This window comes from Tianxiuia mixotrophica (genome assembly GCF_050596425.1).
GTDB lineage: Bacteria > Bacillota > Clostridia > Peptostreptococcales > Acidaminobacteraceae.
Genome location: NZ_CP192292.1, coordinates 2,986,378 through 3,008,536 on the forward strand (window position 1 = coordinate 2,986,378; position 22,159 = coordinate 3,008,536).

Here is a 22,159-nt window from a genome sequence, read left to right on the forward strand (position 1 = left end):
AAAATAAAAGCCCCAGATAAAGAAATAAAAATATTCAAATGTCGCATTTAATAAATCACGAGTTAACATAGAAATCACCGTTTTCCTGAAATTCAACTTTTTTAACAAATATTTTTCCTGCACAAACTCCATATGTTCGTGTTGTTATTACGGATTATACTCAAGAAATGAATATGATGTCAACGTATTTTTTGAAAAAAGTTTAATAATTATAATAGTCAGTGTATATTTTAGCATCCTTCAAAACTTTTAATAATACAGATTTTACAGCCTTCAAACTTGTTTTTCAAGGGGGTATCCCCTTTGCGTCCACTCGCCTCTGATACCGCCTTTAAGAGTGTATGCATCATATCCTGCCATGCGTAAGTCCGTGGCAATTTCTGCTGATGATATACCAACATAACACACCACAACTATTTTTTTATGTCTTGGAAACATACCGAGTCGGATTTTGTCTTCTACTTCGTCCCACTCTGAATGTACGGAATTCTTGATGTATGACTTTTGGTAGTCTTCCTTATTGCGAATGTCAAGAACAAGGGGTCTGTCTTCTCCTTTTAGCCATGAAGACAAGGTTGGTGCCTCTATGGTATATCCACTTATTTGTCCAGGATCAAAACTATATTTTGTAAGATGTTCTTCCATTGGCGCCTCCTTACCTATGTCCACTCTGTACAAATCTCAGTTTCAAACCACTGACTAATTTTTCAACAAAGTGTCTCACTAAAATTGATTTTTTCTGCTTTATACTTACCCATTTTCCATACCCACTTAACGAAAAAGACTGCCCCTCCCAGCTTGTGGCTATCCACAAGCTGAAAGGCACAGCCTCATTGTTTTTCTATTCACTTACATTAACAGATCGAACAAGTCTAACATAGTTTTCAATTCGAACCACATCGCCTTGCGGTCCCCTGCCTGTTGGAAACATTTCAGCACGACCTGTTTTTAAGTCACTTCTTTGTGCACCTGCGCCATGAACATCTAATAGTTTTATCTGTCCACTCTTACGATCTTCCATATAGCCAAGGGCTTCTCCAAAGGCTACATATACAGCCGATAGACCGCCACGTGTGCTGGATATGTGCGTCGTGCTTGACCAGTAAAATGGATAATTCACTCCACTGGACTCATCTTCTATTATAGAAATGTTAAAGATCGGATCTATTGCAGCGAAGTCTGTAGCATGTGGTGAGCTTGAATAATCAACAATTGACTGAAGTTCTTTTGCATTAGGGAGTCTCCAGTCATCATACCCGGCATAATTAGAACTGTTTGCATAAGTCAAGGCTGTTTCCCAGTCCATACCTTCCCCGCTATCTGTTTTCATCCACATTAGCCCGCTGGCTCGATCTGTGATCGTTCCGTCTCCGTTGTCATAATAATCATTTTGACCATAGGATGTATTCCCTCGAACATAAAGGGCATAAAACTTTTTATCTTCACCTTTTTTCATATCATAGACTGGATACCCCTTGATACGTCCATCAGCAAAGTTCACGCCGAAAACTGTCTCATTTCCAAACATTGTGGTTGATGTGTACTTTGTCCTCGAAATGAACTGTGAGTCAATAATCCGTTCTCCTGTCTCAGTATCACCATAAGAAAAATCAAAGTACTCTGTATCAATAAATGGCTCTAATGACGTCTTATTTGTTGAAGTGATTTCAGGGTCAATGCCTGAAAAATCAATAAGGGAGTAAAGCTCCTTAATGGTTGCCAGCCTCCAGTCGCTATAACCACCTAAACTCAGGCTATCTGCATTCTTTAAAGCCTCTTGATAACTTACTTTTTCCCCCGGACTCTTTGACCACATGAGTCCAGTCACCTCATCTGTGATAGTACCATCACCATTGTCAGTGTAATTGGGCTGGTAGCCTAAATAATTTGCATCTTGTCCATAAGAGCTTTGGAATGGCAAGGGGTCAATAGACTGGCCTCTGGTACTAAATGCTAGATTCTGATTGGTATCGACAACAGGATAAGTCAAATCACCGATGTCATTAACAGTCGTTGTAATAGTCCGGGTCACAGGCACTTCATTCACTTTTATAACATGATTTTGCTTCGTGTAAAGGCTGTTTACCTTGTTGGCACCATGCGTAAAACCTTCTTGTCCTGGTCCCATTACATTATGACCATTTGCATAGCCCAAATGGCTAGCAATAGCAGCAACAAATAAGAGTATAACTATTGTTCTTGGGCCCATTTTTATTGTTTTTTTTACCATTTCACTCACCTTCCTCAATTTTATTCCCACTGTTAAGGACCTTGTGGTTATAATAACTCGGACATGTGAGAGAAATGTGTGGAATTTTTATAAATCCCATATGAATGTCTCATGCTTAATGACTACGATTAGTCATCGTAATCATTATCGTAGTCATCGTCGTAGTCATCATCGTAGTCATCATCATAGTCATCATCGTAGTCATCATCGTAGTCATCGTCGTAGTCATCATCATAGTCATCATCGTAATCATCATCATAGTCATCATCGTAGTCATCATCGTAGTCATCATCGTAATCATCATCATAGTCATCATCGTAGTCATCATCGTAGTCATCATCATAGTCATCATCATAGTCATCATCGTATTCATTATCGTATTCATTATCGTATTCATTATCGTATTCATTATCGTATTCATCATTGTCTAACAGATCTTCATAGTTGTAGTCCACACCATACTTATCTTGAAGCTGGCCTTCAATATCGTTGAGTTTCAAAAGCAATTCATTTATCCGCCCTGTCAGTTCGTTTTCTAAGCCCATGAAATCTTCATCATACTCATCTTCAAACGCTTCAATATCTTCAAGTTCATCATAAAGTTCATCAAGTCTGTCCATAATTGCATCAAGAGCCCCTTCGTCTAGGGGCGTGGTTGTTAGCATCTCACCAAGTTCTACAACTTCACTTAAAATAGCTTCCTTGTCTTCTTGTAATTCTGCCTCTAGCTCAACTATATGTTCTTTCATAGTCATTTCAAGCTTGTCGATAGATTGCTTAAGCGCCTCACTATCTATATCATTATCTAATAGCAATATAAAGGCATTTCTAACGTCTGCCGATAACACGCGGGCAGTTTCTTTATAGTCATCTTTAATCTCCATGTAATAATCGATTGCATTTAAAATAATTTCTTCATATTCTTGTGTCTGATCAACCGCTTGCGTCATATATGTGTCTGAGTATACTGGGATTCCCAAAAAAATAATGGCCACTGCAAGTGCCACCGATAAGATCTTTTTCATTTTTCCATCCTCTCTCACTTTTATTGACTAAAAAATTGATTATCCTCGATAAGGCCTATGACTTAATGAACTTCGAGTCTCATCTTTGTGGATATATACCCTGGTTTAGGGTAATAATCACTTATATAATAAATAAAAGAAGGGGGACTAGACATGAAAGAGTATATTTGCGACGTTTGTGGACATATCCATAAGGGAGATGGCCCACCAGATGTATGCCCTATGTGCTTTGCACTTAAAAGTCATTTTGTTGAAAAGACTGAAGAAAGCATGAAAGAACTCGCACATCTTCTTAATGACATTTAAAAAAGCGGGTGGTCTTGTGACCACCCACTTTTTTATGCATCATAACTTACCATTGTCCATTTTTCTAATGTCTTGAAACCAAGTTTATGATATACCTTTCCAGCTTTCGGATTGTCATAAAACAAGCACAAGGTCTTGTCCTCATCAAGTAAATCCATGCATAGTTTTGAAAGACATCGGCTCATCTGGCCTTTGTTTCTGTGATCCTTAAGGGTTGCAACGCCCACCACCATAGCCGACATTGAGTTTTCAGCAGTGGTTTGAGCCACAGTTGTCATTTCTTCTTCATTGTCAAAGTAGTATACCCGACCAGTCTGTGTTTCAATTTTCTGCTTGATCCTATCTATTTCAACCACACTCGTACGAAACTCTTCTATTTGTTTAATCAAGTTATAAATGCGTTCAGCATCATTTACATTTGCAACTTTTACATCGTCTAGCCCCTCCTTTACGAGTTTATCCTTATCCGTTATTTCACAAAAGAATGTGCTTCTTCTTTTATGATTTGGAAGAATGTCATTGAATTTTTCAATTATAGACTCTTTGCCTGACATCATCACATGGCCTTCAGTCTCTTTTTCAGTCTTAATAACCATTTCCTTGAATGCAGACCAATCATAATCGCTGATTTTACTATATGGTATGAAATTTTCATAAAATCTTAAAAACACAGCCTGGATATCTCCATCTATGTTAAAATCAGCCCATATTTCTTGGAAATCTTTATCAAAACCAAAGCTTTCAATATCCCCAATAAAGAATAGGTTGATCGCTGGTTCCTCTCCTAAGTATTCAAGCACTTGCTCTTTATCATATTCATCTAGCTTTCTTATCATTGTTAGTCCCCCTCTATCTTATCTCTTAAACTGGTTCTATCTATTCCGATCAAGCCACTCAAGAAAACGTCACGATACTAATTTTTGATAGTATACCACTGTAATTCGGTGAAATCAATTTGATGATTCACTGAAGATTGATGGACAATTTGGGTATTATTAATTGACATTTAACACTGATTCCACTAAGCTCGGAGTATTCCCATTGTATAATACATATATGACCAAGGTGGGAACGCCATAAAACAAAACATTCGTACTTTGTGAACCCGTTTGTACATTTCGCAAAATAAGGTAGGTGCACTTTGAATAAATTAATATATAAAACAATTAAGATGAGTTTGGGATTTACAGCAGCTGTTTTATTAGCAAGCCTCTTTAAACTCGATTTTCCTGTATCGGCAGGTATTATAACTATTTTAAATATGCTCGAATCGAAAAAAGAGTCCGCTCGGGTGGCTTGGCGCAGACTTTACTCCACAGCAGCTGGCCTAATCCTTGCTGTTATTGTCTTCTCAGTGTTTGGCTACAAAACCTTAAACCTGGGCATTTTTTTACTAATCATTATTCCGGTGGCGGATCGGCTGAATGCCAGAGAGGGCATTGTTGTAAACATCGTCCTTGCCTCACACCTCTTGACATATCACTCTATATCCATATACATTCTTCTAAATGAATTTGCACTTGTGGTCCTCGGAGCAATCACTGCCCTAGTGCTCAATTTACACATGCCTGATAAAGAAAGTCACTTAATAGACATGCAAGCTGAAGTGGAAAAAAGAATGCGGGCTCTCTTATGGACCATGAGTTTAAACATCAGAAACCTTTGTACCATTCATGACGAAGAACCGTCCATGAAGGATCTTGAAAATTACATTAAAGATGCCAAAAGACAGTCTTATATCTATATGAACAACTACTTTTTAACTGACAATAGGTATTACCTTGAATACTTTCAAATGAGACAAGACCAGCTCTATAGAATAATGTATATGCGAGAACATCTGGATATGGTTTTTGTTAACCAAGGTGAGGCCATGATATTGAGTAAATTCACAGGTCGACTGGCCTATGAGTATGATGAAGGCAATGACGGCCTGACACTTCTTGCTCGCCTAAAGGATATACGTGAAGATTTTCGGGACACAGAACTACCAAAGTCTAGAATAGAATTTGAAAACCGTGCAGCACTGATTCAGTATCTTAATGATTTAAATGAGTTCATTGCCATTAAAGTCCGTTTTTCTGAAAAATATGGTGATCAAATGCCATCAAGTTAAAACAAACCCCTAATTCCAGACTGGATTAGGGGTTTATTTCACACAAATTACAATTTTAGTTAATTGCTGTATTTTTATATTTGTTTTTGTTATCATGCTTCGCAGGAGCGTGATTTAGATGATTTCATACATAGGACTATTACTACCAACCATAATTTTTTTAAAGGCTATATACAACTATATGACAGTATATAAACTCATGTCTGACAAAGGCGACCTGCTGTATAAATTCGAGGAAGAAAACAAAAATAAATGGTGGGGACTAATATTCTCCTTTACAATGTTTAGTATAATAGCATATTTTATAGTATCTAAACTAGATTTTAATAGTTTTTATATTTATGAAAAATATTATACATCCCCATTTCAAGTGCTTAATTTCGATTACACTTTTTCACTTGAAAGACAACTCCTTAGATCTAATTCAGTAGATCTAGATTCTTTTCGAAGTTTTAATGACTTCACTGAGGAAATTCCAACACTGTTAGCCCTTGTCTTAACAGGACTGTCTGAACTTATTTTTAAGTTTTATAAGGATGGCATATACACCAATGGTATTGTTGTGACCAAACAATTCCATAGTTTTAATGTGGTACGATCCTATGAGTTTATTGAGCAAAATGACAAGACAAATCTAAAACTTGTACTGAATCAAACAGGCATGTTCTCAAATGATTATAAGGAAGTTGAAATCCTAATAAATAATGACGAAATCAGTGAGATCAAGACATATCTGCGCCATGAAGTTCAAGCTTTTTCAAAGGTAGAGGAGTCTGCCAACGCCAGTTAGTCGAACTAGATTATTATTATGCCGAACACTTACATAGCTCATACCATTTATAGACCTTGAAACATACCCCCACTTTGTGAGATGAATTATAAATGGTTTAGAGCAATTTGTCCTTTATACCTTGTGTTTTGTGAGAAGATCAAAATTCATCACATATGATCGTGCAAGTCGGTTTAAAAAAAGGGTGACACATAAATACCGTTCAGGAATATAGTCTACTGACTAAACGTTCTTGAACGGTATTGTATTTTCTATTACTCAGGAAGTGTCGTCTTCCATTCTTTAAAAATTAATTTTCTTGTATTATTCACAATGACAGGGTCACTTTTTGCAAGACACTCTGCTTCTTCAAAAGTTTTCATTTTGTAAATCACGAGACCACCAGAATGGTCCATGAATGGGCCTTTTGCAAAAATATTTCCTTTTTTTATATTCTCATTAAGGAAATCAATATGTACATCTAAGATGTCTTTGTCCTTGTCTTTATCGATCATTTCAAATAACGCCACAAAATACGGCATGGTATCTCTCCTCTCTATACTCCGACGACATTTTAAGTGAATTATATGTCATATTTTGTCGAATTTCTATGTATAAGTACACAAATCTTTAAAATATCCGTTTGAGTTAATTTTTTATTTAATTTCTTTATATTTCCTATTCCAATTTCTGTAGAATTTGATATAATCATTTTGGCAATCTCTTATATTTGTAAACAAATTATGAAGGAGTTATAGATGAATTTATTGGCTCAACCCTTTCGTCAATTTAAGTTAATAATTATATTTGCAACCGCTTTGGCTGCGATTTACGTATTTTTTACGAATTTAGTGCTCTTACAGCCCTTACTTTTATTCTCGACACTTATGGTCTGTTTCGTCAACATTATTGAAATTTATGTAGAGAAGAATGCATCTAAGTTTATGTACATACTCCACCTAGTTGCAGCAATATTATCAGGATGGGGACTTTGGCTATCTATTCAGATTCTACAAAACAGTGCCAGAATTATTGAGTATCGTCATATTATTCATTAAGCATACATTAAAACTGCCTGGTTTAAACCAAGCAGTTTTTTTATGCTTATTTAATTGGTAGTAGAACAAACATTCAATATCTCCCCACTCAGGGTATTAACATACTTACTATTTAACATCAAGGTGAAGATATTCTGTTGGTTCTGTAAAAGATCCAACCTAGCGGTCAACAATCTTCATAGTATTTGGTTGATCTCTCGTCCACGCTTCCTTTTATATTCCATTTTCTAATTAAAAATAACAAAGGTATAAAATTACACCAACTGCGATTTATTGCACATGCTTTCATTTAACGTAAACACGCCTATTTTTTCTTTCATTTTCGAATATCCCCAATTTTGTATGGTTTGAATAGCATCATAAAACACCTATTTAGTATTATCCATTTCCAAGTTTGGATGAACACAATGACATGATTAGTGCTTTGTCAAACGTCTTGACCATGAATACTTCATCCAATTCTTTTCAAAAAAATAAAGATGCATTGACCTTGAAATCTTCTTTCAAAGGCAATGCATCTTTATTGGTATGAACGAGTAAGTCGATAAGCCGGGTTCTGTCGTGAGTGATCATCTATCTAGGCCTGATGTTACCATCAGGTTCCAGCGACCTACCACCGGGGTCAGCGGCGAGCTACCGCCTTTTGTGCCCCTACTTGGTCTTGCTCCAGATGGGGTTTACAGAGCCGCAAAGTCGCCATTACGCTGGTGAGCTCTTACCTCACCTTTCCACCCTTACCACAGATGTGGCGGTATATTTCTGTTGCACTTTCCTTGGAGTCACCTCCACTGGGAGTTACCCAGCACCCTGCTCTATGGAGCCCGGACTTTCCTCGTGAAAATTCACGCGATCACTTAACTTACTCATTCGCACAAAGTACATTTTATACTAATTTCATCTAAAAATCAATCTAAATCACTTAACTCAAGCATGTTTTCTTAGGAATATTAAGCAAACTCCGCTTGGTCAATATCAAGATCGGTGCATTGAAATCAATTTTATACCATTTCATATACATAATAGTAAGAGCAAGTGACAGCATATGTTGTAACAAGGAGTTGCATAGGTGAAGATTTTCTAAACACACTACAAGATCACCCACACTTCATGGCGTCACATAAAAGAAATCAATGCATCTAATCTAGCCTTTTTCAAGCCATCAATAGTGCATTTTAACAGCCTTCATTGGACAGACAGGCACACATTTTCCGCAACCAATACATACATCCTTGTCAATAACAGGTGTGCCACTACCAAACAACCTTACTTTCTGGCTGACCGCTTTAACTGGACAGACCCTTTTAACTGGACAAAATGGCGATTTGTCACACTTTTTTACATCAATAACTGCTTTTTTCATCTTCAGCCTCCACCCCCCTATACAGGGGTTCTTTTTATTCAATATACATAATAACAGAAAAGAAGTCAAGGTGATTCAAGTTTCGTCATTTTCGTATTTTTATCTAATTGATAACTTTTTTCATTAAAAGTGTAGCATTTTAGTATACTTTATGTTATACTATGGTTACAGATCACAAGGTGATTTGTGAATCAGGTACACGGTGATTGTCAGCCCCCACAATTATGGCAATCCAGGAATGAACCCCCTTCAGTTCCTAAGTGTCCTGACATACCCGCTTATTATCTGACATATTCCTTTTTTTACAAATTGGAATAAATTCAGAATTCGGTTATATACCGAATAACCTCCTATTTTGTTTAGCCGTTTACCATTCAAAATGCCCACTCTCCGGAGTGGGTTCTTTTTTTTCGTGAAATGCAAAGAAATGCATTTAAAAAGCTATAGGTGTAAAATCGAATACGCATTCGATTTTACACCTATAGCTTTTTAAATATCTGGCGCGCGTCGCGACAGAAGCAATCGAAGATTGCTCTGCATTTCTTATACACTCAACACCTTAAGAATCATAAAGATACAAAACCGCATTACACCTCAGCATACAATCTGTCCTATTCAGAACATGAAGCAATCGAAGATTGCTCTGCATTTCTTATACACTCAACACCTTAAGAACAATAAAGATACAAAACCGCATTACACCTCTACGGACAACCCGCCCTATTCAGAACATGAAGCAATCGAAGATTGCTCTGCATTTCATATATACTCATTCGAAAGGGCTGCCTTTGCAACAGCCCCCTTCACCCATGTTCTAAGTCAATCTATAGCCCTTTAAAAGGGTTTTCTTCCTTCTTCGACTCAATAATAGCCACATCATACTCTTTTTTCTCTACGGCCATTCTAAGCTTTTCACTCAGGCGTTTTACATAGATCTGTTCTGTCTCGTAGTGTCCAGCATCAATCACACATAAGTTCATTTGAAGGGCGCTCTGGGCTTCATGATATTTTAAGTCCCCTGTGATAAGAACATCACAGCCTTTTTTAACTGCCATCTTCATGACATCAGCCCCTGCGCCAGTACATATTGCTGCTTTTCGAACACGCTTTTGTGAATCTCCTACATATCTAAGCTGATCCACATGAAGCTTTTCTTTGACAAATGCTGAAAATTCTTCAAGAGTGTACGTGCCATCTATTAATCCAAAACGACCCAAGAAATGGCTTTCAATTTCATTTTCTAGTCCCCAGACATCATAGGCTGGTACTTCGTATGGATGCGCTTTTAACATTGCGTTTATAACGCGGTGAAGATTTTGCATGTCTGTCACAACTTCCAGCTTGACTTCTCTTACTTTTTCGATTTCATTGACCGAGCCTATATGAGGATTTGAACCCTCGAGTGGTTTGAACATCCCCCTGCCTTCTGTCATGAATGCACAGTCTGAATATGTACCAATGTGACCTGCACCTGCATTTGCCACAGCTTTTCTAACACTCTCAACATCTTCAAGAGGGACAAACACCGCGAGTTTCATATATTTTTCAGACCCAGTCTTTTCAAGACCACTGACTATCTTCAAATCAAGCAGTTCAGCAATGTAATCGTTAGTGCCCTCTTTTGCTATATCGAGATTGGTGTGCGCAGCATACAGACTTATATCATTCTTAATAAGTTTCCTCACAAGTCTGCCAATAGGGTCAGCATCTGTAATCTTCTTCATCGGCTTAAAGAGCAGTGGGTGATGACAAATAATAAGGTCTATATTATTTGCAATTGCCTCATCGACGACCGCTTCAGTCGCTTCAAGAGCCACTAGGACTCTATCGATTTCCGAATCTTCGTTTCCCACTAAGAGTCCAACATTATCCCATGATTCAGCCAGTCTTTCAGGTGCCATTTCATTCATAATTTTAATGATTTTTTTTGAATTTACAAACACTTGCGAATCCCCTCCAGCCTTACTAACTTCTCTTTTAGCTCAGGTAATTTCACTTTGACCTCAGGCGTTTTACTGGCCTCCAGACCACGAATGATCTCACTTGTTTGCTTAATTTTCTTATCAATAAACACTTGAGAAAGTGGATCATTTTCTTTTAATAGCTTTATGCCAATTTCATAACTTAATGGATCTTCAATTGTCATTTGACCATGTTCAACAACAAGAATTTCATACATTCTATGGGCTTCTTGAGAGAGTTTCTCATCAACAATTTTAAAACCATTTTGACTGAGCCACATCCTGAGTTCATCTTGGGCAACCATTGGTTGAAGAACAAAAGTCTTGATGGATTCTGTCATTTCAGGTCGCTCAAGTAGAATGTCCCTGATTAAAAGACCACCCATCCCTGCAATTATAACCGTTTCGATTTCACCAACTTCATAAGGTAAGAGACCTCCACCGTGACGGACATCAATTTTTTCTGTCAAATCAGCTTCTGAAACAGCTTGTCTTGCATTTTCTGTCGGCCCTTCATTAATATCAGAAGCAATGGCTCTTTCACAAATATCGTTTTCAACCAGGTAAATAGGCACATAGCCATGATCTGATCCTACGTCTCCTACGATTGTGCCCTTTGGAACGAGGTCTGCTATGGTTTTTAGTCTAGGTGTTAATTTCATTGGAAACTCCTTTAAAGAAGAATTTTGTAGATTTCGGGTCACACGCTGCGCGTGCAGTCAGGAAACTCCGATACCCTCCGGGTTCGGAGTAAGGTACGACACTCGAAATCATAGATTTCGGGTCACACGCTGTGCGTGCAGTCAAGAAACTCCGATACCCTCTGGGTTCGGAGTAAGGTACGACGCTCGAAATCATAGATTTCGGTCGTACCATTAAAAACGAGCCATTTGGGATAAATGGCTCGTTAGAAAATTCGGATCTTATTGATCTTATTCTAGGTAGTCCTTCAGCTTCTTGCTTCTTGAAGGGTGCTTTAGCTTTCTTAGAGCCTTTGCTTCGATTTGACGAATACGCTCTCTTGTCACTTCGAACTTCTTACCAACTTCTTCAAGCGTTCGTGCTCTGCCATCCTCAAGACCAAAACGTAGTTTAAGTACTTTTTGTTCTCTCGGTGTCAATGTTTCTAGCACTTCAATCAGCTGTTCTTTTAGCATTGAGAATGCCGCTGCTTCAGCAGGTGCTGGGGTGTCGTTGTCAGGAATGAAATCACCTAGATGACTGTCTTCCTCTTCACCAATCGGTGTTTCTAAAGACACAGGTTCCTGAGCAATCTTAAGAATTTCTCTTACCTTTTCAACGCTCATGTCCATTTCCTTAGCAATCTCTTCTGGCTTTGGCTCACGTCCCAGTTCTTGTAGCAACTGACGAGATACACGAATCAGTTTATTAATTGTTTCAACCATATGCACTGGAATACGGATTGTACGGGCCTGATCGGCTATAGCTCTTGTAATAGCCTGACGAATCCACCATGTTGCGTATGTGGAGAACTTGTAGCCCTTTCTCCAGTCAAACTTTTCAACAGCCTTAATAAGACCAAGATTACCTTCCTGGATAAGATCAAGGAATAGCATACCGCGACCTACATAGCGCTTTGCAATACTAACCACGAGACGTAGGTTGGCTTCACAGAGTTTCTTTTTAGCATACTCATCGCCATCTTCCATACGTTTGGCAAGATCTATTTCCTCTTCACCAGACAGTAGGGGAACTTTACCGATCTCTTTTAGATACATTCTGACAGGGTCGTCAATGCTAACACCCTTCGGAACTGTAATCTCAACTTCTACTTCTTCTTCCTCTTCCTCGTCGTCTTTAGAATTCAAAGTTTTTTCATCAACATCGATATCCTCGTCATCATCAGCAATAACTTCAATACCCATTGCTGCAAGAGAATCATAGATATCTTCTATTTGATCCTTATCAATGTTAATTTCACTCAGTGCATTCCCAATCTCAGAGTAAGTCAAGGAGCCTTTTTTCTTGCCTTGTTCAGTTAAAGCTTTAACCGCTTCAATCTGTTTAGCATCAATCTTCTTCTTAGCCAATTGACTTCCCTCCTTTCTACAACTACTATTCGCTTTTCTCGTTAAGCACCCGGCTTATTTCCTCAGCAATCTGCTGTTGTTCACGGAATAACTTCCGTAATAACTCTTGTTTTTCTTTTATGTCGTCTCGTTCATGACTTAAGCTTCTTGTAAGCATATTCACTTCATCTTTTTTATCACTTAGTCGTTTTCTAAGAACAAGTTCTCGATGAGTCCGCTTTGTTGATAGTGTTTCCTTCTGAAGATTCTCTATTGGAATATGCTTGTTCATAAGCTTCTCTATCCCAGTGGCCAACTTAAGGTCCATATCATCAGAAGCGATATTTAATTTGAATGTGTCATACTTTTCGTAATAACCCCGCAAGTATAAAAATATACTACGAATGTGCTCAAATTGCAAGTCATTTATATCCAGATCTGACATAAGCATCTCAAAACCTTTTTTTGAGTCCAGTGCGATTTCAAGAAGTCTCTTTTCAACAGTCAAAAGTGGACCGTGATCCTTTTTCTTTCGGACAGCCGTCTCCACGTTGTCTGGTCTGCGCTGTACGAAATCTTGATCTATATCAGCAGGCTGTGTTGATGAAGCACCGATCTCTTGTTTTATAAGAGCTGGATCCACCATAGCCTGCTTGGCAACTTTATCAATATAAATGTTTCGCTGTACTGCATCCTTAACGGACTTAAATATTTCAACAGCACCTTTTACATAGTCTATCCTGTCTTCATCATCACGAAGGTCCAATTTTACGCGAATCAGATCCAGTCTAAAATCTATTGTACTCTTTGCCGTCTTAACTCTGTTTTCAAACTCTGTACGTCCCTTTGACCTAATAAAATCATCGGGATCCATATTGTCTCCAAGCGTCAGAATTTTAACTTTTGCATCAAGCCCTTGGAGGACATCGATACTTCTCAGAGCGGCTTTTTGCCCAGCGCTGTCGGAATCATAGCAAATAACAATTTCATCAGCGTACCGGCTCAATATGCGACCGTGCTGGGTCGTAAGTGCCGTTCCTAGGGTGGCAACTGCATTTTCTACACCTTGCTGATGCAGAGAGATCACATCCATATAACCTTCTGTAACTATAACCTGTCTAGAATCACTAAGGGTATTCTTAGCCAAGTTTAGACCATACAAGGTATTGGATTTATTAAATATGTCCGTTTCAGGTGAGTTCAAGTACTTAGGATTTGATCCATCCATAACCCGACCACCGAAAGCAATCACATTGCCTTTGATATCTCTAATTGGAAACATGATTCTATTTCGAAAATAATCATATACATTTCCTTTAGGACTCTTTGCCACAAGGCCTGCTCGAATGAGTAATTTTTCGATTCTATCATTTTTAGAAAGTCTTTTATGAACAAAATGCCAATCATCTGGTGCAAATCCAAGACCAAATTTTTTTATAATCGACTGGTCCAGTCCACGCCTTTTAATATATTCCATGGCTTCACTCGATTTAGGCAGTTCCTTATAGTACATGATTGCTGCTTCTCTGGATATGGCATACAAAGCTTTTTTTACCTCTGGCGGAATGGCAGGCTCTGCCTTCCCCGAGTTGGTGTTTTTATAAGCATCAATGTCAACTCCATACTTATCAGCAAGATATTCAATGGCATCGAGAAAATCAAAGTTCTCAATTTCTTGAACAAATTTTATTGCATCTCCACCAACACCACATCCAAAACAGTGATAGAACTGCTTGTCTTCAGACACGGAAAATGAAGGCGTTTTCTCATTGTGGAATGGGCACAACCCTTTGTAATTCCTCCCCGTACGCTTTAGTGGCGTATATTCGGATATGAGATCTACAATATTAATGCTTTCCAGTATGACTTCCGTTATTCTATTGTCATATTTCGCACCCATAAAATCACCTATAACTTAATCCGAATATATTATTCTATATAAGTTTGTCATAACCCTTTATTTCTATTGAAAGAATCCAGAAAGAATCACGAAAGGATTCCCAAAAGAAGCCCGTAAAAAATCCACTAAACCAAAGTAAATTTTGAACACAAGTATTAGTAATTCTACACCACTTTGTGATCTCCTTCTTAAAAATAAAAGTTTTATTTTTCAAACAATTCGACAAAATCCGCTATGTCCAAAATTTTGGCACGTATATCGATGTATATTTTCTAACAGCGTACCTGTCCGTCATGCCTGCTATATAATCCTTCACAGCTTCCTGTCCTACATCTTTATAGTCTTCATATCTTTCTTCTGGCAGTTTATTTGGATGCTCAGAAAAATATTTATAAAGGGACTTCACAATATATCTAGCTTTGATTTCTTCTCTTTTTGCCTCTTTATTTAAATAAACTTGTTCAAACATGAACTGTCTCAACTTTAAAAAATTATCTTTGACCTCATCACTCATACAAATATCCATTTTGCCTTCGCTATTTTGAATGACGTCTTTAATAAGGGTATTGATTCTTTGACTGTGGCTATGCCCGAGCACATTTAAGTACTTCTTGGGTATGTCGCTCACTTGAATCACATTGCCCCGAATGGCATCATCTATATCATGATTGATATAAGCAATTCGATCACACATCTTCACAATACGTCCTTCCAGGGTGAAAGGATTTTTGTCCCCTGTGTGATTCAGTATTCCATCACGTACTTCTTCTGTTAAATTTAAGCCAATACGCTCCTTGCTCCTTCTTTCAAGAAAGTCCACAACTCGAAGACTTTGCTCATTATGTCTAAAGCCACTTTCATGAATTTCATTAAGTTCTAACTCGCCACAGTGTCCAAACGGGGTATGACCCAGGTCATGTCCCATGGCTATGGCTTCTGTAAGGTCTTCATTAAGCCGAAGAGCCCTTGCTATAGTGCGTGATATTTGAGACACTTCCAGTGTATGTGTTAGGCGCGTTCTGTAATGATCTCCCTCGGGGGATAAGAATACTTGGGTTTTATGTTTTAGTCTCCTAAAGGATTTTGAATGGATAATTCTATCTCTATCTCTTTGAAACACCGTTCTAAACTCGCAGTTTTCTTCTTCCATTTGCCGGCCCCTGCTCTCGTTGGCCTTTGTAGCAAACGGACCCAAAGTTTCATGCTCAAGTGCTTCTTGCTCTTGTCTGACAATCATTGCCTCACCACCTTATAAATATTGCGATATTCATTCTCATTTAATCTACCATTTAGATTACTTCTATAAATAAGTGAGGATTCCTTTAATTTACTTGTTATTTTAAAGTGCAAAGGGCAGCGTCCGGTAAAGAACGCTGCCCCTTATTTCTATCTCTGTTTTATATATACGCTTTTTTTTGAACTTTACACTATTTATTGCGAATTGCCGCCTGAGCCGCTGCAAGTCTTGCAATCGGAACACGGTACGGTGAGCAAGAAACATAGTCAAAGCCCAGCTTATGACAGAACTCAATCGAAGCAGGTTCTCCACCATGTTCGCCACAAATACCAATCTTTAGATCAGGTTTTTTTGAACGTCCCAGCTCAACCGCCATCTTCATAAGTTTGCCCACACCCTTTTGATCAATAGACTCAAAAGGATCTCTTTGGAATATATCTTTCTGCTTGTACTCGCCAATGAACTTACCCGCATCATCTCTTGAGAAGCCTAGAGTCATTTGGGTTAAGTCGTTTGTACCAAAGGAGAAGAACTCTGCATGTTCTGCGATTTCATCTGCAATCAGTGCTGCTCTTGGAACTTCTATCATGGTACCAACTTTGTAGACAACATCCACACCGGCTTCTGTCAGGATTTGTTGACCGATTTCACGAACCATATCCCCTAAAATCGACAACTCTTTATCATGACCTACCAGTGGAATCATAATCTCAGGATGAATATCAATGCCTTCATTTTTCGATACATGAACAATGGCTTCAAATATGGCACGACACTGCATTGCATAGATTTCAGGGTATGTTATAGCCAATCGACAGCCCCTATGTCCAAGCATCGGGTTAAATTCAGAAAGTGTATTAACAATCTCTTCAAGTCTATCAACCCGCATGTGCATTGACTTCGCAAGAGCTTCAATATCCTCTTTTTCATGCGGTAAAAATTCATGTAGCGGAGGGTCGAGCAGACGAATGGTCACTGGTCTACTTTCCATGGCTTCAAATATACCTATGAAATCCTCTTTTTGAATTGGTTGCAGTTCATTGAGGGCTTCCACGCGCTCTTCAAGATCTTGTGCAACAATCATTCTTCGAACAATAGAGATTCTATCTTCATCAAAGAACATATGCTCTGTTCTACACAGCCCAATTCCCTCAGCACCAAAGTCTACTGCAGCCTTTGCATCATGTGGCGTGTCAGCGTTAGTACGAACGCCTAACTTTCTGGTTTCATCCGCCCAGTCCATTATTTGACCGAATTTGCCTGTAAGGGCAACTTCTGTCGTTTCAATAACCCCTTGGTAAACTGTACCAGTATTACCATCAAGGGAGATATAATCCCCTTCTTTAAAGGTTCTTGAGCCCACTCTGAAAAACTTTTGCTGTTCTTCCACGTGGATTTCGCTACAGCCTGCAACACAGCATTTTCCCATACCTCTAGCGACAACAGCCGCATGGGATGTCATGCCACCTCTTGCTGTAAGTATTCCTTCTGATGAAATCATGCCTTCAATGTCTTCAGGGGATGTCTCAGTTCTTACAAGAATTGTTTTTTCGCCTCTTTTTTTGGCTTCAACAACATCCTCAGAGAAGAAATACACCTTCCCAGAAGCCGCACCTGGAGATGCAGGCAGTCCTTTGCTCAGCATATCTGCTGCATTTAATGCCTTTTCATCAAAAGTTGGATGGAGCAGTTTATCAATATCCTTTGGATTGATTCGTAAAAGAGCTTCTTCTTTTGTAATAAGGCCTTCTTCAACCATATCAACAGCAATATTTACAGCGGCTGTTGCTGTACGCTTGCCCGTTCTGGTTTGAAGGAAAAACAGTTGTCCTTTTTCTATTGTAAACTCAATATCCTGCATGTCTCTGTAGTGATTTTCAAGACGGTTGACAGCCTCAACAAAACTGTCGTAGACTTTAGGATTTTTTTCTTGTAATTTTGAAACTGGCAACGGTGTACGAATACCCGCTACAACATCTTCGCCTTGGGCATTCATTAAAAACTCACCAAACAATACCTTTTCTCCAGTGGATGGATTTCTTGTAAAGGCAACGCCTGTTCCTGAGTCTTCACCCATATTTCCAAATACCATTGACTGTACATTTACGGCCGTTCCTAAATTGTGCGGAATTTCATTTGCATTTCTGTAAATAATCGCACGCGGGTTATTCCATGAACTAAACACCGCTTCAACAGACATTTCTAACTGTTTCTTAGGATCTTGTGGGAAATCAAATCCTTTTTGAAGTTTAACAACCTTCTTGTACTCTTCAATAACTCTTAATAAGTCATTTGCATCCAGATCCACATCGTTTTCCACGCCTTTTTCCGATTTTATGCCTTCAAAGACTCTATCGAAGTGGTACTTTTCAATTTCAAGCACAACATCTCCAAACATTTGAATAAAACGTCTATAGCTGTCTAGAGAAAATCTTTTATTCCCAGTTAACTCAGCAATTCTTAAGACCGTTTCGTCGTTCATACCCAAGTTTAGAACAGTGTCCATCATACCCGGCATAGAAATAGCAGCGCCTGAACGAACTGAAACAAGTAGCGGATTGTCTTTTCCACCAAGCACCTTGCCTGTCTTCGTTTCAAGTTCAGCTAGGTGGTCAAAGATTTGCTTCATGACTTCATCAGCCATTGTTTTCCCGTCTTCATAGTATTTGTTACAGACTTCAGTTGTAATTGTAAATCCTGGAGGAACCGGCAGTCCAATACGCTTCATTTCAGCTAAATTGGCGCCCTTACCTCCTAGTAGTGACTTCATATCACCCTTGCCATCTTCAAAAGCATAAACATATTTCATCATGATCCACCTCTTTATTCAGGTCCTATTTCATTTGTTTTTTGACAAGATCTAAAATGATTCCAGCCGTTTCTTCAACAGCCTTGTTGGAAACATTTATAATTGGACACTGCAGTTTTTTCATAATTTTATCTGCATATTCCAATTCTTCTAAAATTCTATCCACATTGGCATAAGTCGCAGTATTGCTTAATCCAAGTGCCTTTAGTCTTTCTTGTCTAATTTCATTAAGTTTAATCGGGTCGGTTGTTAAACCAATAATTCTATTTGTAGGTATTTGATATAATTCATCCGGTATTGGCACCTCTGGAACTAGGGGCACATTGGCTACCTTCACATTTTTATGTGCTAAGTACATACTCAGTGGTGTTTTTGAAGTTCTTGAAACACCGATTAGAACAATATCAGCTTTCTTAATGCCTCGAGGGTCTTTGCCATCATCATACTTGACCGCAAATTCAATGGCTTCTACTTTTTTAAAGTATTTTTCGTCAAGTCTATGAATGATACCCGGCTCATTAATTGGCTCCATTTTGAGCAGGTCTGAAAATTTGTTCATAAGAGGTTCAAGAATGTCTATGTATGGTAAATCATTCTTCTTACACTCCATAACAATTTTCTCTCTTAACTCTTGGAGCACTGTTGTAAACACAACAATGACTTTTTCTTCTCTCTTTGCTTCAGCAATCATTTGTACAATGCTTTCCTTTGTTGACACATAGGAAAACTTTTTAACTTCATAATTTGTACCCTTGAATTGTTCCGCAGCAGCACGAGCCACCATCTCTGCCGTTTCACCTACTGAGTCCGAGAGAATATAAATTTTATAATTTTTACTCATGAGTTCCTCCCTGAACCTTACTCCATATTTCAACAAACTGATTTGTAATGTTTGTTTTTGAGACTTTACCCACAATTTTAAGGCAAGTTTCATCTCCTTGCGAAACAGGTTCTACAACAGGCAAGCAATCAATTTGGTGTTCTATTATTTTCTGTGCAGCCTTGAGTAAGGAATCTTCTGGCCGAATTGTTACGAGATTAGGCATCCGTGTCATAATCATAGCCACGGGTATTTTGTGTACATCCGTTCCACCCACTGTGGTTTTCAAGAAGTCTTTTCTTGATACCACACCTGATAGACAGCCTTTCGTGGTGACAAATATTGTGCCCACATCTTCAAGGAAAAGTGTGACGATTGCATCGTAAACAGATGTTTTCTCATCAATAACAATCGGCATCGACTTCAAACTCCCTACAGGCTCTAACCATCTGTGGTTCAGTGGTTCAGGCGGTTTGTCAAGTGTATCACTCTCGTTAACGAAATATCCGATTTTCGGCTTTGCAGATATTAGCCCAGACATAGTAAGAACTGACAGATCTGTTCTGAGTGCTGACCGCGTTACACTTAACTTCTTTGCAATCGCATCTCCCGTAATGGGCTGATCAGACTTTATAATTTCTAGTATTTCTATCTGTCTTTCTTTGAGCTCTATTTGCGCCACCCCCCTCATTTCGTGTGCACGAATCATGTGCTAAATCCTTAACACAGGTATATATTACACTAATATTTTATACAACGCAATATATAGTGTGCACTTTTATTAAATTATTTTTTATAGTGTACATTAATTGATTTTTATTTGCCTGTATGTTGCAATATACTGTACGCAAGTGAGACCAAACAAATCAGTTTAATTCGTCTCAACATTAGAGGTACTAGTATGTTCCAGTTACTAGATACCCAAGTTATATATTTACTACCCGATTAAAAAGTGAATCATGATGAATGCAGAATTCCATGGAATCCTGGCTTGTTAATTTAAAACTTTATACACTAGACCCACATAGCCTAGATTAAAAAGAACTCTGAAAAGGCCATGAGCTTAAATCATGTGCACTTTTCAGAGCTTATTTCTTAATATGTGTCACTCTGTCTCCATGACAGTTTTTATTGTGGTCTTAGAACTTTACTCTTTCACCAATATACTCAACAAGATCATCAATCTTAATGCGTTCCTGCTCCATTGTATCTCTGTTTCGAACAGTCACTGACATATCTTCAAGTGAATCAAAATCATAAGTGATGCAGTATGGTGTACCAATTTCATCATGGCGACGGTAACGCTTACCAATTGAACCAGACACATCATAATCAACGTTGAAATGTTTGCTTAGCAGTTCGAACACTTTAACAGCATCCTCGTCCAGCTTTTTAGACAGTGGGAAGATTGCAGCCTTAAATGGTGCTAAAGCTGGGTGGAACTTCATAACGTTTCTTGTAGAACCATCTTCAAGTTCTTCTTCATTGTATGCATCAATCAAGAAGGCCAGCGTCACACGATCAGCGCCTAGTGACGGTTCAATACAGTACGGAATGTATTTTTCATTGGTTACCGGATCTTGATACATCAGATCCTTGCCAGCATGATCATGGTGGGCTTTAAGGTCGAAGTCTGTACGATCAGCAATACCCCATAGTTCACCCCAACCAAATGGGAAACGGAATTCAATGTCTGTTGTTGCATTAGAGTAGTGAGACAATTCATCATCAGAGTGGTCTCTGAATCGAACGCTATCCTCAGTCATGCTTAAGTTCAGTAGCCAGTCCATACAGTACTGTTTCCAGTATTCATACCACTTTAAATCTTCACCTGGTGCACAGAAAAATTCCAGTTCCATTTGCTCAAACTCACGTGTACGGAATGTGAAGTTGCCTGGTGTAATTTCGTTACGGAAGGACTTACCAATTTGGCCTATACCAAATGGAACCTTCTTACGTGAAGCACGCTGAATGTTTTTAAAGTTTACGAAAATACCTTGAGCCGTTTCAGGACGCAGGAAAATTTCTGAACTTGTATCCTCAGTCACACCTTGGAAAGTCTTGAACATGAGGTTGAACTGACGAATATCAGTGAAATCTTTCTTGCCACATGTTGGACAATTGATATCATTTTCATCAATATACTGCTTCATTTGATCAACAGTCCAAGCATCTACCACTTCATCTTCTTGACCTTTTTTCGCTAAATAGGCTTCAATCAACTGGTCTGCCCTAAATCTTGACTTACAAGCACGACAATCAAGTAGTGGATCCGAGAAACCACCCACGTGACCTGATGCCACCCATGTTTGAGGGTTCATAAGAATAGCAGCATCAACACCTACATTATAAGGGGATTCCTGAATGAACTTTTTCCACCATGCCGCTTTGACATTACGCTTTAGTTCAACGCCCAGAGGACCATAATCCCATGTGTTTGCAAGACCTCCATATATTTCAGAACCCTGAAATACAAAACCTCGGTTCTTTGCCATAGATACAATTTTATCCATTGAAACTTGTGTACCCATATTCACG

At 38.5% G+C, this 22,159-nt stretch carries 19 protein-coding genes and 1 other RNA gene; 4 read left to right on the forward strand and 16 right to left on the reverse strand.

All coding sequences use genetic code 11. From position 1 onward, the window contains the following. Nucleotides 1–273: 273 nt before the first annotated feature. The 3 genes from ACQ4KW_RS13110 to ACQ4KW_RS13120 all read right to left on the reverse strand — a co-directional run bounded on the left by ACQ4KW_RS13110 (nt 274) and on the right by ACQ4KW_RS13120 (nt 3,255). Nucleotides 274–645 carry a rhodanese-like domain-containing protein gene (locus ACQ4KW_RS13110; RefSeq protein ID WP_430882933.1) on the reverse strand — a complete coding sequence of 124 codons (372 nt, stop codon included), beginning with the start codon at nt 643–645 and terminating at the stop codon, nt 274–276. A gap of 196 nt (nt 646–841) precedes the next feature. Then, nucleotides 842–2,230, reverse strand: a complete 1,389-nt coding sequence (locus ACQ4KW_RS13115) for a DUF1566 domain-containing protein (protein WP_430882934.1) — start codon at nt 2,228–2,230, stop codon at nt 842–844. A gap of 128 nt (nt 2,231–2,358) precedes the next feature. Further along, nucleotides 2,359–3,255 carry a hypothetical protein gene (locus ACQ4KW_RS13120; protein ID WP_430882935.1) on the reverse strand — a complete coding sequence of 299 codons (897 nt, stop codon included), beginning with the start codon at nt 3,253–3,255 and terminating at the stop codon, nt 2,359–2,361. 153 nt (nt 3,256–3,408) lie between these two features. Here ACQ4KW_RS13120 and ACQ4KW_RS13125 point away from each other — a divergent pair, with 153 nt between their 5' ends. Continuing rightward, on the forward strand, nt 3,409–3,561 hold the full coding sequence (locus tag ACQ4KW_RS13125; RefSeq protein ID WP_430882936.1) for a rubredoxin-like domain-containing protein: 153 nt from the start codon (nt 3,409–3,411) through the stop codon (nt 3,559–3,561). 32 nt (nt 3,562–3,593) lie between these two features. On the opposite strand, the gene ACQ4KW_RS13130 is transcribed toward ACQ4KW_RS13125, so the two are convergent. Next, nucleotides 3,594–4,397 (reverse strand): GNAT family N-acetyltransferase, encoded by an 804-nt coding sequence (locus ACQ4KW_RS13130; RefSeq protein WP_430882937.1) that lies wholly within the window; start codon nt 4,395–4,397, stop codon nt 3,594–3,596. A 305-nt stretch (nt 4,398–4,702) separates the two neighbouring features. Between ACQ4KW_RS13130 and ACQ4KW_RS13135 the strand changes: the two genes are divergently transcribed. Continuing rightward, nucleotides 4,703–5,677 carry an aromatic acid exporter family protein gene (locus ACQ4KW_RS13135; RefSeq protein WP_430882938.1) on the forward strand — a complete coding sequence of 325 codons (975 nt, stop codon included), beginning with the start codon at nt 4,703–4,705 and terminating at the stop codon, nt 5,675–5,677. Nucleotides 5,678–5,795: 118 nt separating this feature from the next. Beyond that, nucleotides 5,796–6,467: a DUF5673 domain-containing protein gene (locus ACQ4KW_RS13140; protein ID WP_430882939.1), complete on the forward strand. Its 672-nt coding sequence runs from the start codon at nt 5,796–5,798 to the stop codon at nt 6,465–6,467. Nucleotides 6,468–6,721: 254 nt separating this feature from the next. Here ACQ4KW_RS13140 and ACQ4KW_RS13145 read toward each other — a convergent pair whose 3' ends face one another. From ACQ4KW_RS13145 to ACQ4KW_RS13155, 3 genes are all read right to left on the reverse strand, one after another. Beyond that, complete coding sequence (locus tag ACQ4KW_RS13145; RefSeq protein WP_430882940.1) at nt 6,722–6,988, reverse strand: YciI family protein; 267 nt, start codon at nt 6,986–6,988, stop codon at nt 6,722–6,724. Between the two features lie 1,045 nt (nt 6,989–8,033). Continuing rightward, nucleotides 8,034–8,370, reverse strand: an RNA gene (gene rnpB / locus ACQ4KW_RS13150) — RNase P RNA component class A. Between the two features lie 293 nt (nt 8,371–8,663). Further along, a complete protein-coding gene (locus ACQ4KW_RS13155) occupies nt 8,664–8,864 on the reverse strand; it encodes a 4Fe-4S binding protein (RefSeq protein WP_430882941.1) in 201 nt (66 codons plus the stop codon). Between the two features lie 622 nt (nt 8,865–9,486). Here ACQ4KW_RS13155 and ACQ4KW_RS13160 point away from each other — a divergent pair. Then, nucleotides 9,487–9,702, forward strand: coding sequence for a hypothetical protein (locus ACQ4KW_RS13160; RefSeq protein WP_430882942.1), 216 nt, complete (start codon nt 9,487–9,489; stop codon nt 9,700–9,702). Here ACQ4KW_RS13160 and ACQ4KW_RS13165 read toward each other — a convergent pair. From ACQ4KW_RS13165 to ACQ4KW_RS13205, 9 genes are all read right to left on the reverse strand, one after another. After that, on the reverse strand, nt 9,689–10,807 hold the full coding sequence (locus ACQ4KW_RS13165; RefSeq protein WP_430882943.1) for a Nif3-like dinuclear metal center hexameric protein: 1,119 nt from the start codon (nt 10,805–10,807) through the stop codon (nt 9,689–9,691). The two genes, ACQ4KW_RS13160 and ACQ4KW_RS13165, sit on opposite strands and share 14 nt — an antisense overlap. Beyond that, the gene (locus ACQ4KW_RS13170; RefSeq protein ID WP_430882944.1) at nt 10,798–11,487 is read right to left on the reverse strand and encodes a tRNA (adenine(22)-N(1))-methyltransferase; all 690 of its coding nucleotides are present in this window, start codon (nt 11,485–11,487) and stop codon (nt 10,798–10,800) included. The genes ACQ4KW_RS13165 and ACQ4KW_RS13170 overlap by 10 nt, the downstream gene beginning before the upstream one ends. Before the next feature lie 270 nt (nt 11,488–11,757). Then, a complete protein-coding gene (gene rpoD / locus ACQ4KW_RS13175; RefSeq protein ID WP_430882945.1) occupies nt 11,758–12,876 on the reverse strand; it encodes an RNA polymerase sigma factor RpoD in 1,119 nt (372 codons plus the stop codon). Nucleotides 12,877–12,901: 25 nt separating this feature from the next. Then, complete coding sequence (gene dnaG, locus ACQ4KW_RS13180) at nt 12,902–14,755, reverse strand: DNA primase (protein ID WP_430882946.1); 1,854 nt, start codon at nt 14,753–14,755, stop codon at nt 12,902–12,904. Between the two features lie 232 nt (nt 14,756–14,987). Next, nucleotides 14,988–15,992 carry a deoxyguanosinetriphosphate triphosphohydrolase gene (locus ACQ4KW_RS13185; protein ID WP_430882947.1) on the reverse strand — a complete coding sequence of 335 codons (1,005 nt, stop codon included), beginning with the start codon at nt 15,990–15,992 and terminating at the stop codon, nt 14,988–14,990. A gap of 190 nt (nt 15,993–16,182) precedes the next feature. Beyond that, nucleotides 16,183–18,804, reverse strand: coding sequence for a pyruvate, phosphate dikinase (gene ppdK / locus ACQ4KW_RS13190; RefSeq protein ID WP_430882948.1), 2,622 nt, complete (start codon nt 18,802–18,804; stop codon nt 16,183–16,185). A gap of 22 nt (nt 18,805–18,826) precedes the next feature. Continuing rightward, nucleotides 18,827–19,642, reverse strand: coding sequence for a pyruvate, water dikinase regulatory protein (locus tag ACQ4KW_RS13195; protein ID WP_430882949.1), 816 nt, complete (start codon nt 19,640–19,642; stop codon nt 18,827–18,829). Then, the gene (locus ACQ4KW_RS13200) at nt 19,635–20,330 is read right to left on the reverse strand and encodes a helix-turn-helix transcriptional regulator (RefSeq protein WP_430882950.1); all 696 of its coding nucleotides are present in this window, start codon (nt 20,328–20,330) and stop codon (nt 19,635–19,637) included. The genes ACQ4KW_RS13195 and ACQ4KW_RS13200 overlap by 8 nt, the downstream gene beginning before the upstream one ends. Before the next feature lie 430 nt (nt 20,331–20,760). After that, a complete protein-coding gene (locus tag ACQ4KW_RS13205) occupies nt 20,761–22,152 on the reverse strand; it encodes a glycine--tRNA ligase (protein ID WP_430882951.1) in 1,392 nt (463 codons plus the stop codon). Nucleotides 22,153–22,159: the final 7 nt, after the last annotated feature.

Bases quoted from the DNA above. Each gene is read 5' to 3' on its own strand.
- ACQ4KW_RS13110 (WP_430882933.1), bottom strand. From the start codon at position 645: ATGGAAGAACATCTTACAAAATATAGTTTTGATCCTGGACAAATAAGT.
- ACQ4KW_RS13115 (WP_430882934.1), bottom strand. From the start codon at position 2,230: ATGGTAAAAAAAACAATAAAAATGGGCCCAAGAACAATAGTTATACTC.
- ACQ4KW_RS13120 (WP_430882935.1), bottom strand. From the start codon at position 3,255: ATGAAAAAGATCTTATCGGTGGCACTTGCAGTGGCCATTATTTTTTTG.
- ACQ4KW_RS13125 (WP_430882936.1), top strand. From the start codon at position 3,409: ATGAAAGAGTATATTTGCGACGTTTGTGGACATATCCATAAGGGAGAT.
- ACQ4KW_RS13130 (WP_430882937.1), bottom strand. From the start codon at position 4,397: ATGATAAGAAAGCTAGATGAATATGATAAAGAGCAAGTGCTTGAATAC.
- ACQ4KW_RS13140 (WP_430882939.1), top strand. From the start codon at position 5,796: ATGATTTCATACATAGGACTATTACTACCAACCATAATTTTTTTAAAG.
- ACQ4KW_RS13145 (WP_430882940.1), bottom strand. From the start codon at position 6,988: ATGCCGTATTTTGTGGCGTTATTTGAAATGATCGATAAAGACAAGGAC.
- ACQ4KW_RS13155 (WP_430882941.1), bottom strand. From the start codon at position 8,864: ATGAAAAAAGCAGTTATTGATGTAAAAAAGTGTGACAAATCGCCATTT.
- ACQ4KW_RS13160 (WP_430882942.1), top strand. From the start codon at position 9,487: ATGAAGCAATCGAAGATTGCTCTGCATTTCTTATACACTCAACACCTT.
- ACQ4KW_RS13170 (WP_430882944.1), bottom strand. From the start codon at position 11,487: ATGAAATTAACACCTAGACTAAAAACCATAGCAGACCTCGTTCCAAAG.
- dnaG (WP_430882946.1), bottom strand. From the start codon at position 14,755: ATGGGTGCGAAATATGACAATAGAATAACGGAAGTCATACTGGAAAGC.
- ACQ4KW_RS13185 (WP_430882947.1), bottom strand. From the start codon at position 15,992: ATGATTGTCAGACAAGAGCAAGAAGCACTTGAGCATGAAACTTTGGGT.
- ppdK (WP_430882948.1), bottom strand. From the start codon at position 18,804: ATGATGAAATATGTTTATGCTTTTGAAGATGGCAAGGGTGATATGAAG.
- ACQ4KW_RS13195 (WP_430882949.1), bottom strand. From the start codon at position 19,642: ATGAGTAAAAATTATAAAATTTATATTCTCTCGGACTCAGTAGGTGAA.
- ACQ4KW_RS13200 (WP_430882950.1), bottom strand. From the start codon at position 20,330: ATGATTCGTGCACACGAAATGAGGGGGGTGGCGCAAATAGAGCTCAAA.
- ACQ4KW_RS13205 (WP_430882951.1), bottom strand. From the start codon at position 22,152: ATGGGTACACAAGTTTCAATGGATAAAATTGTATCTATGGCAAAGAAC.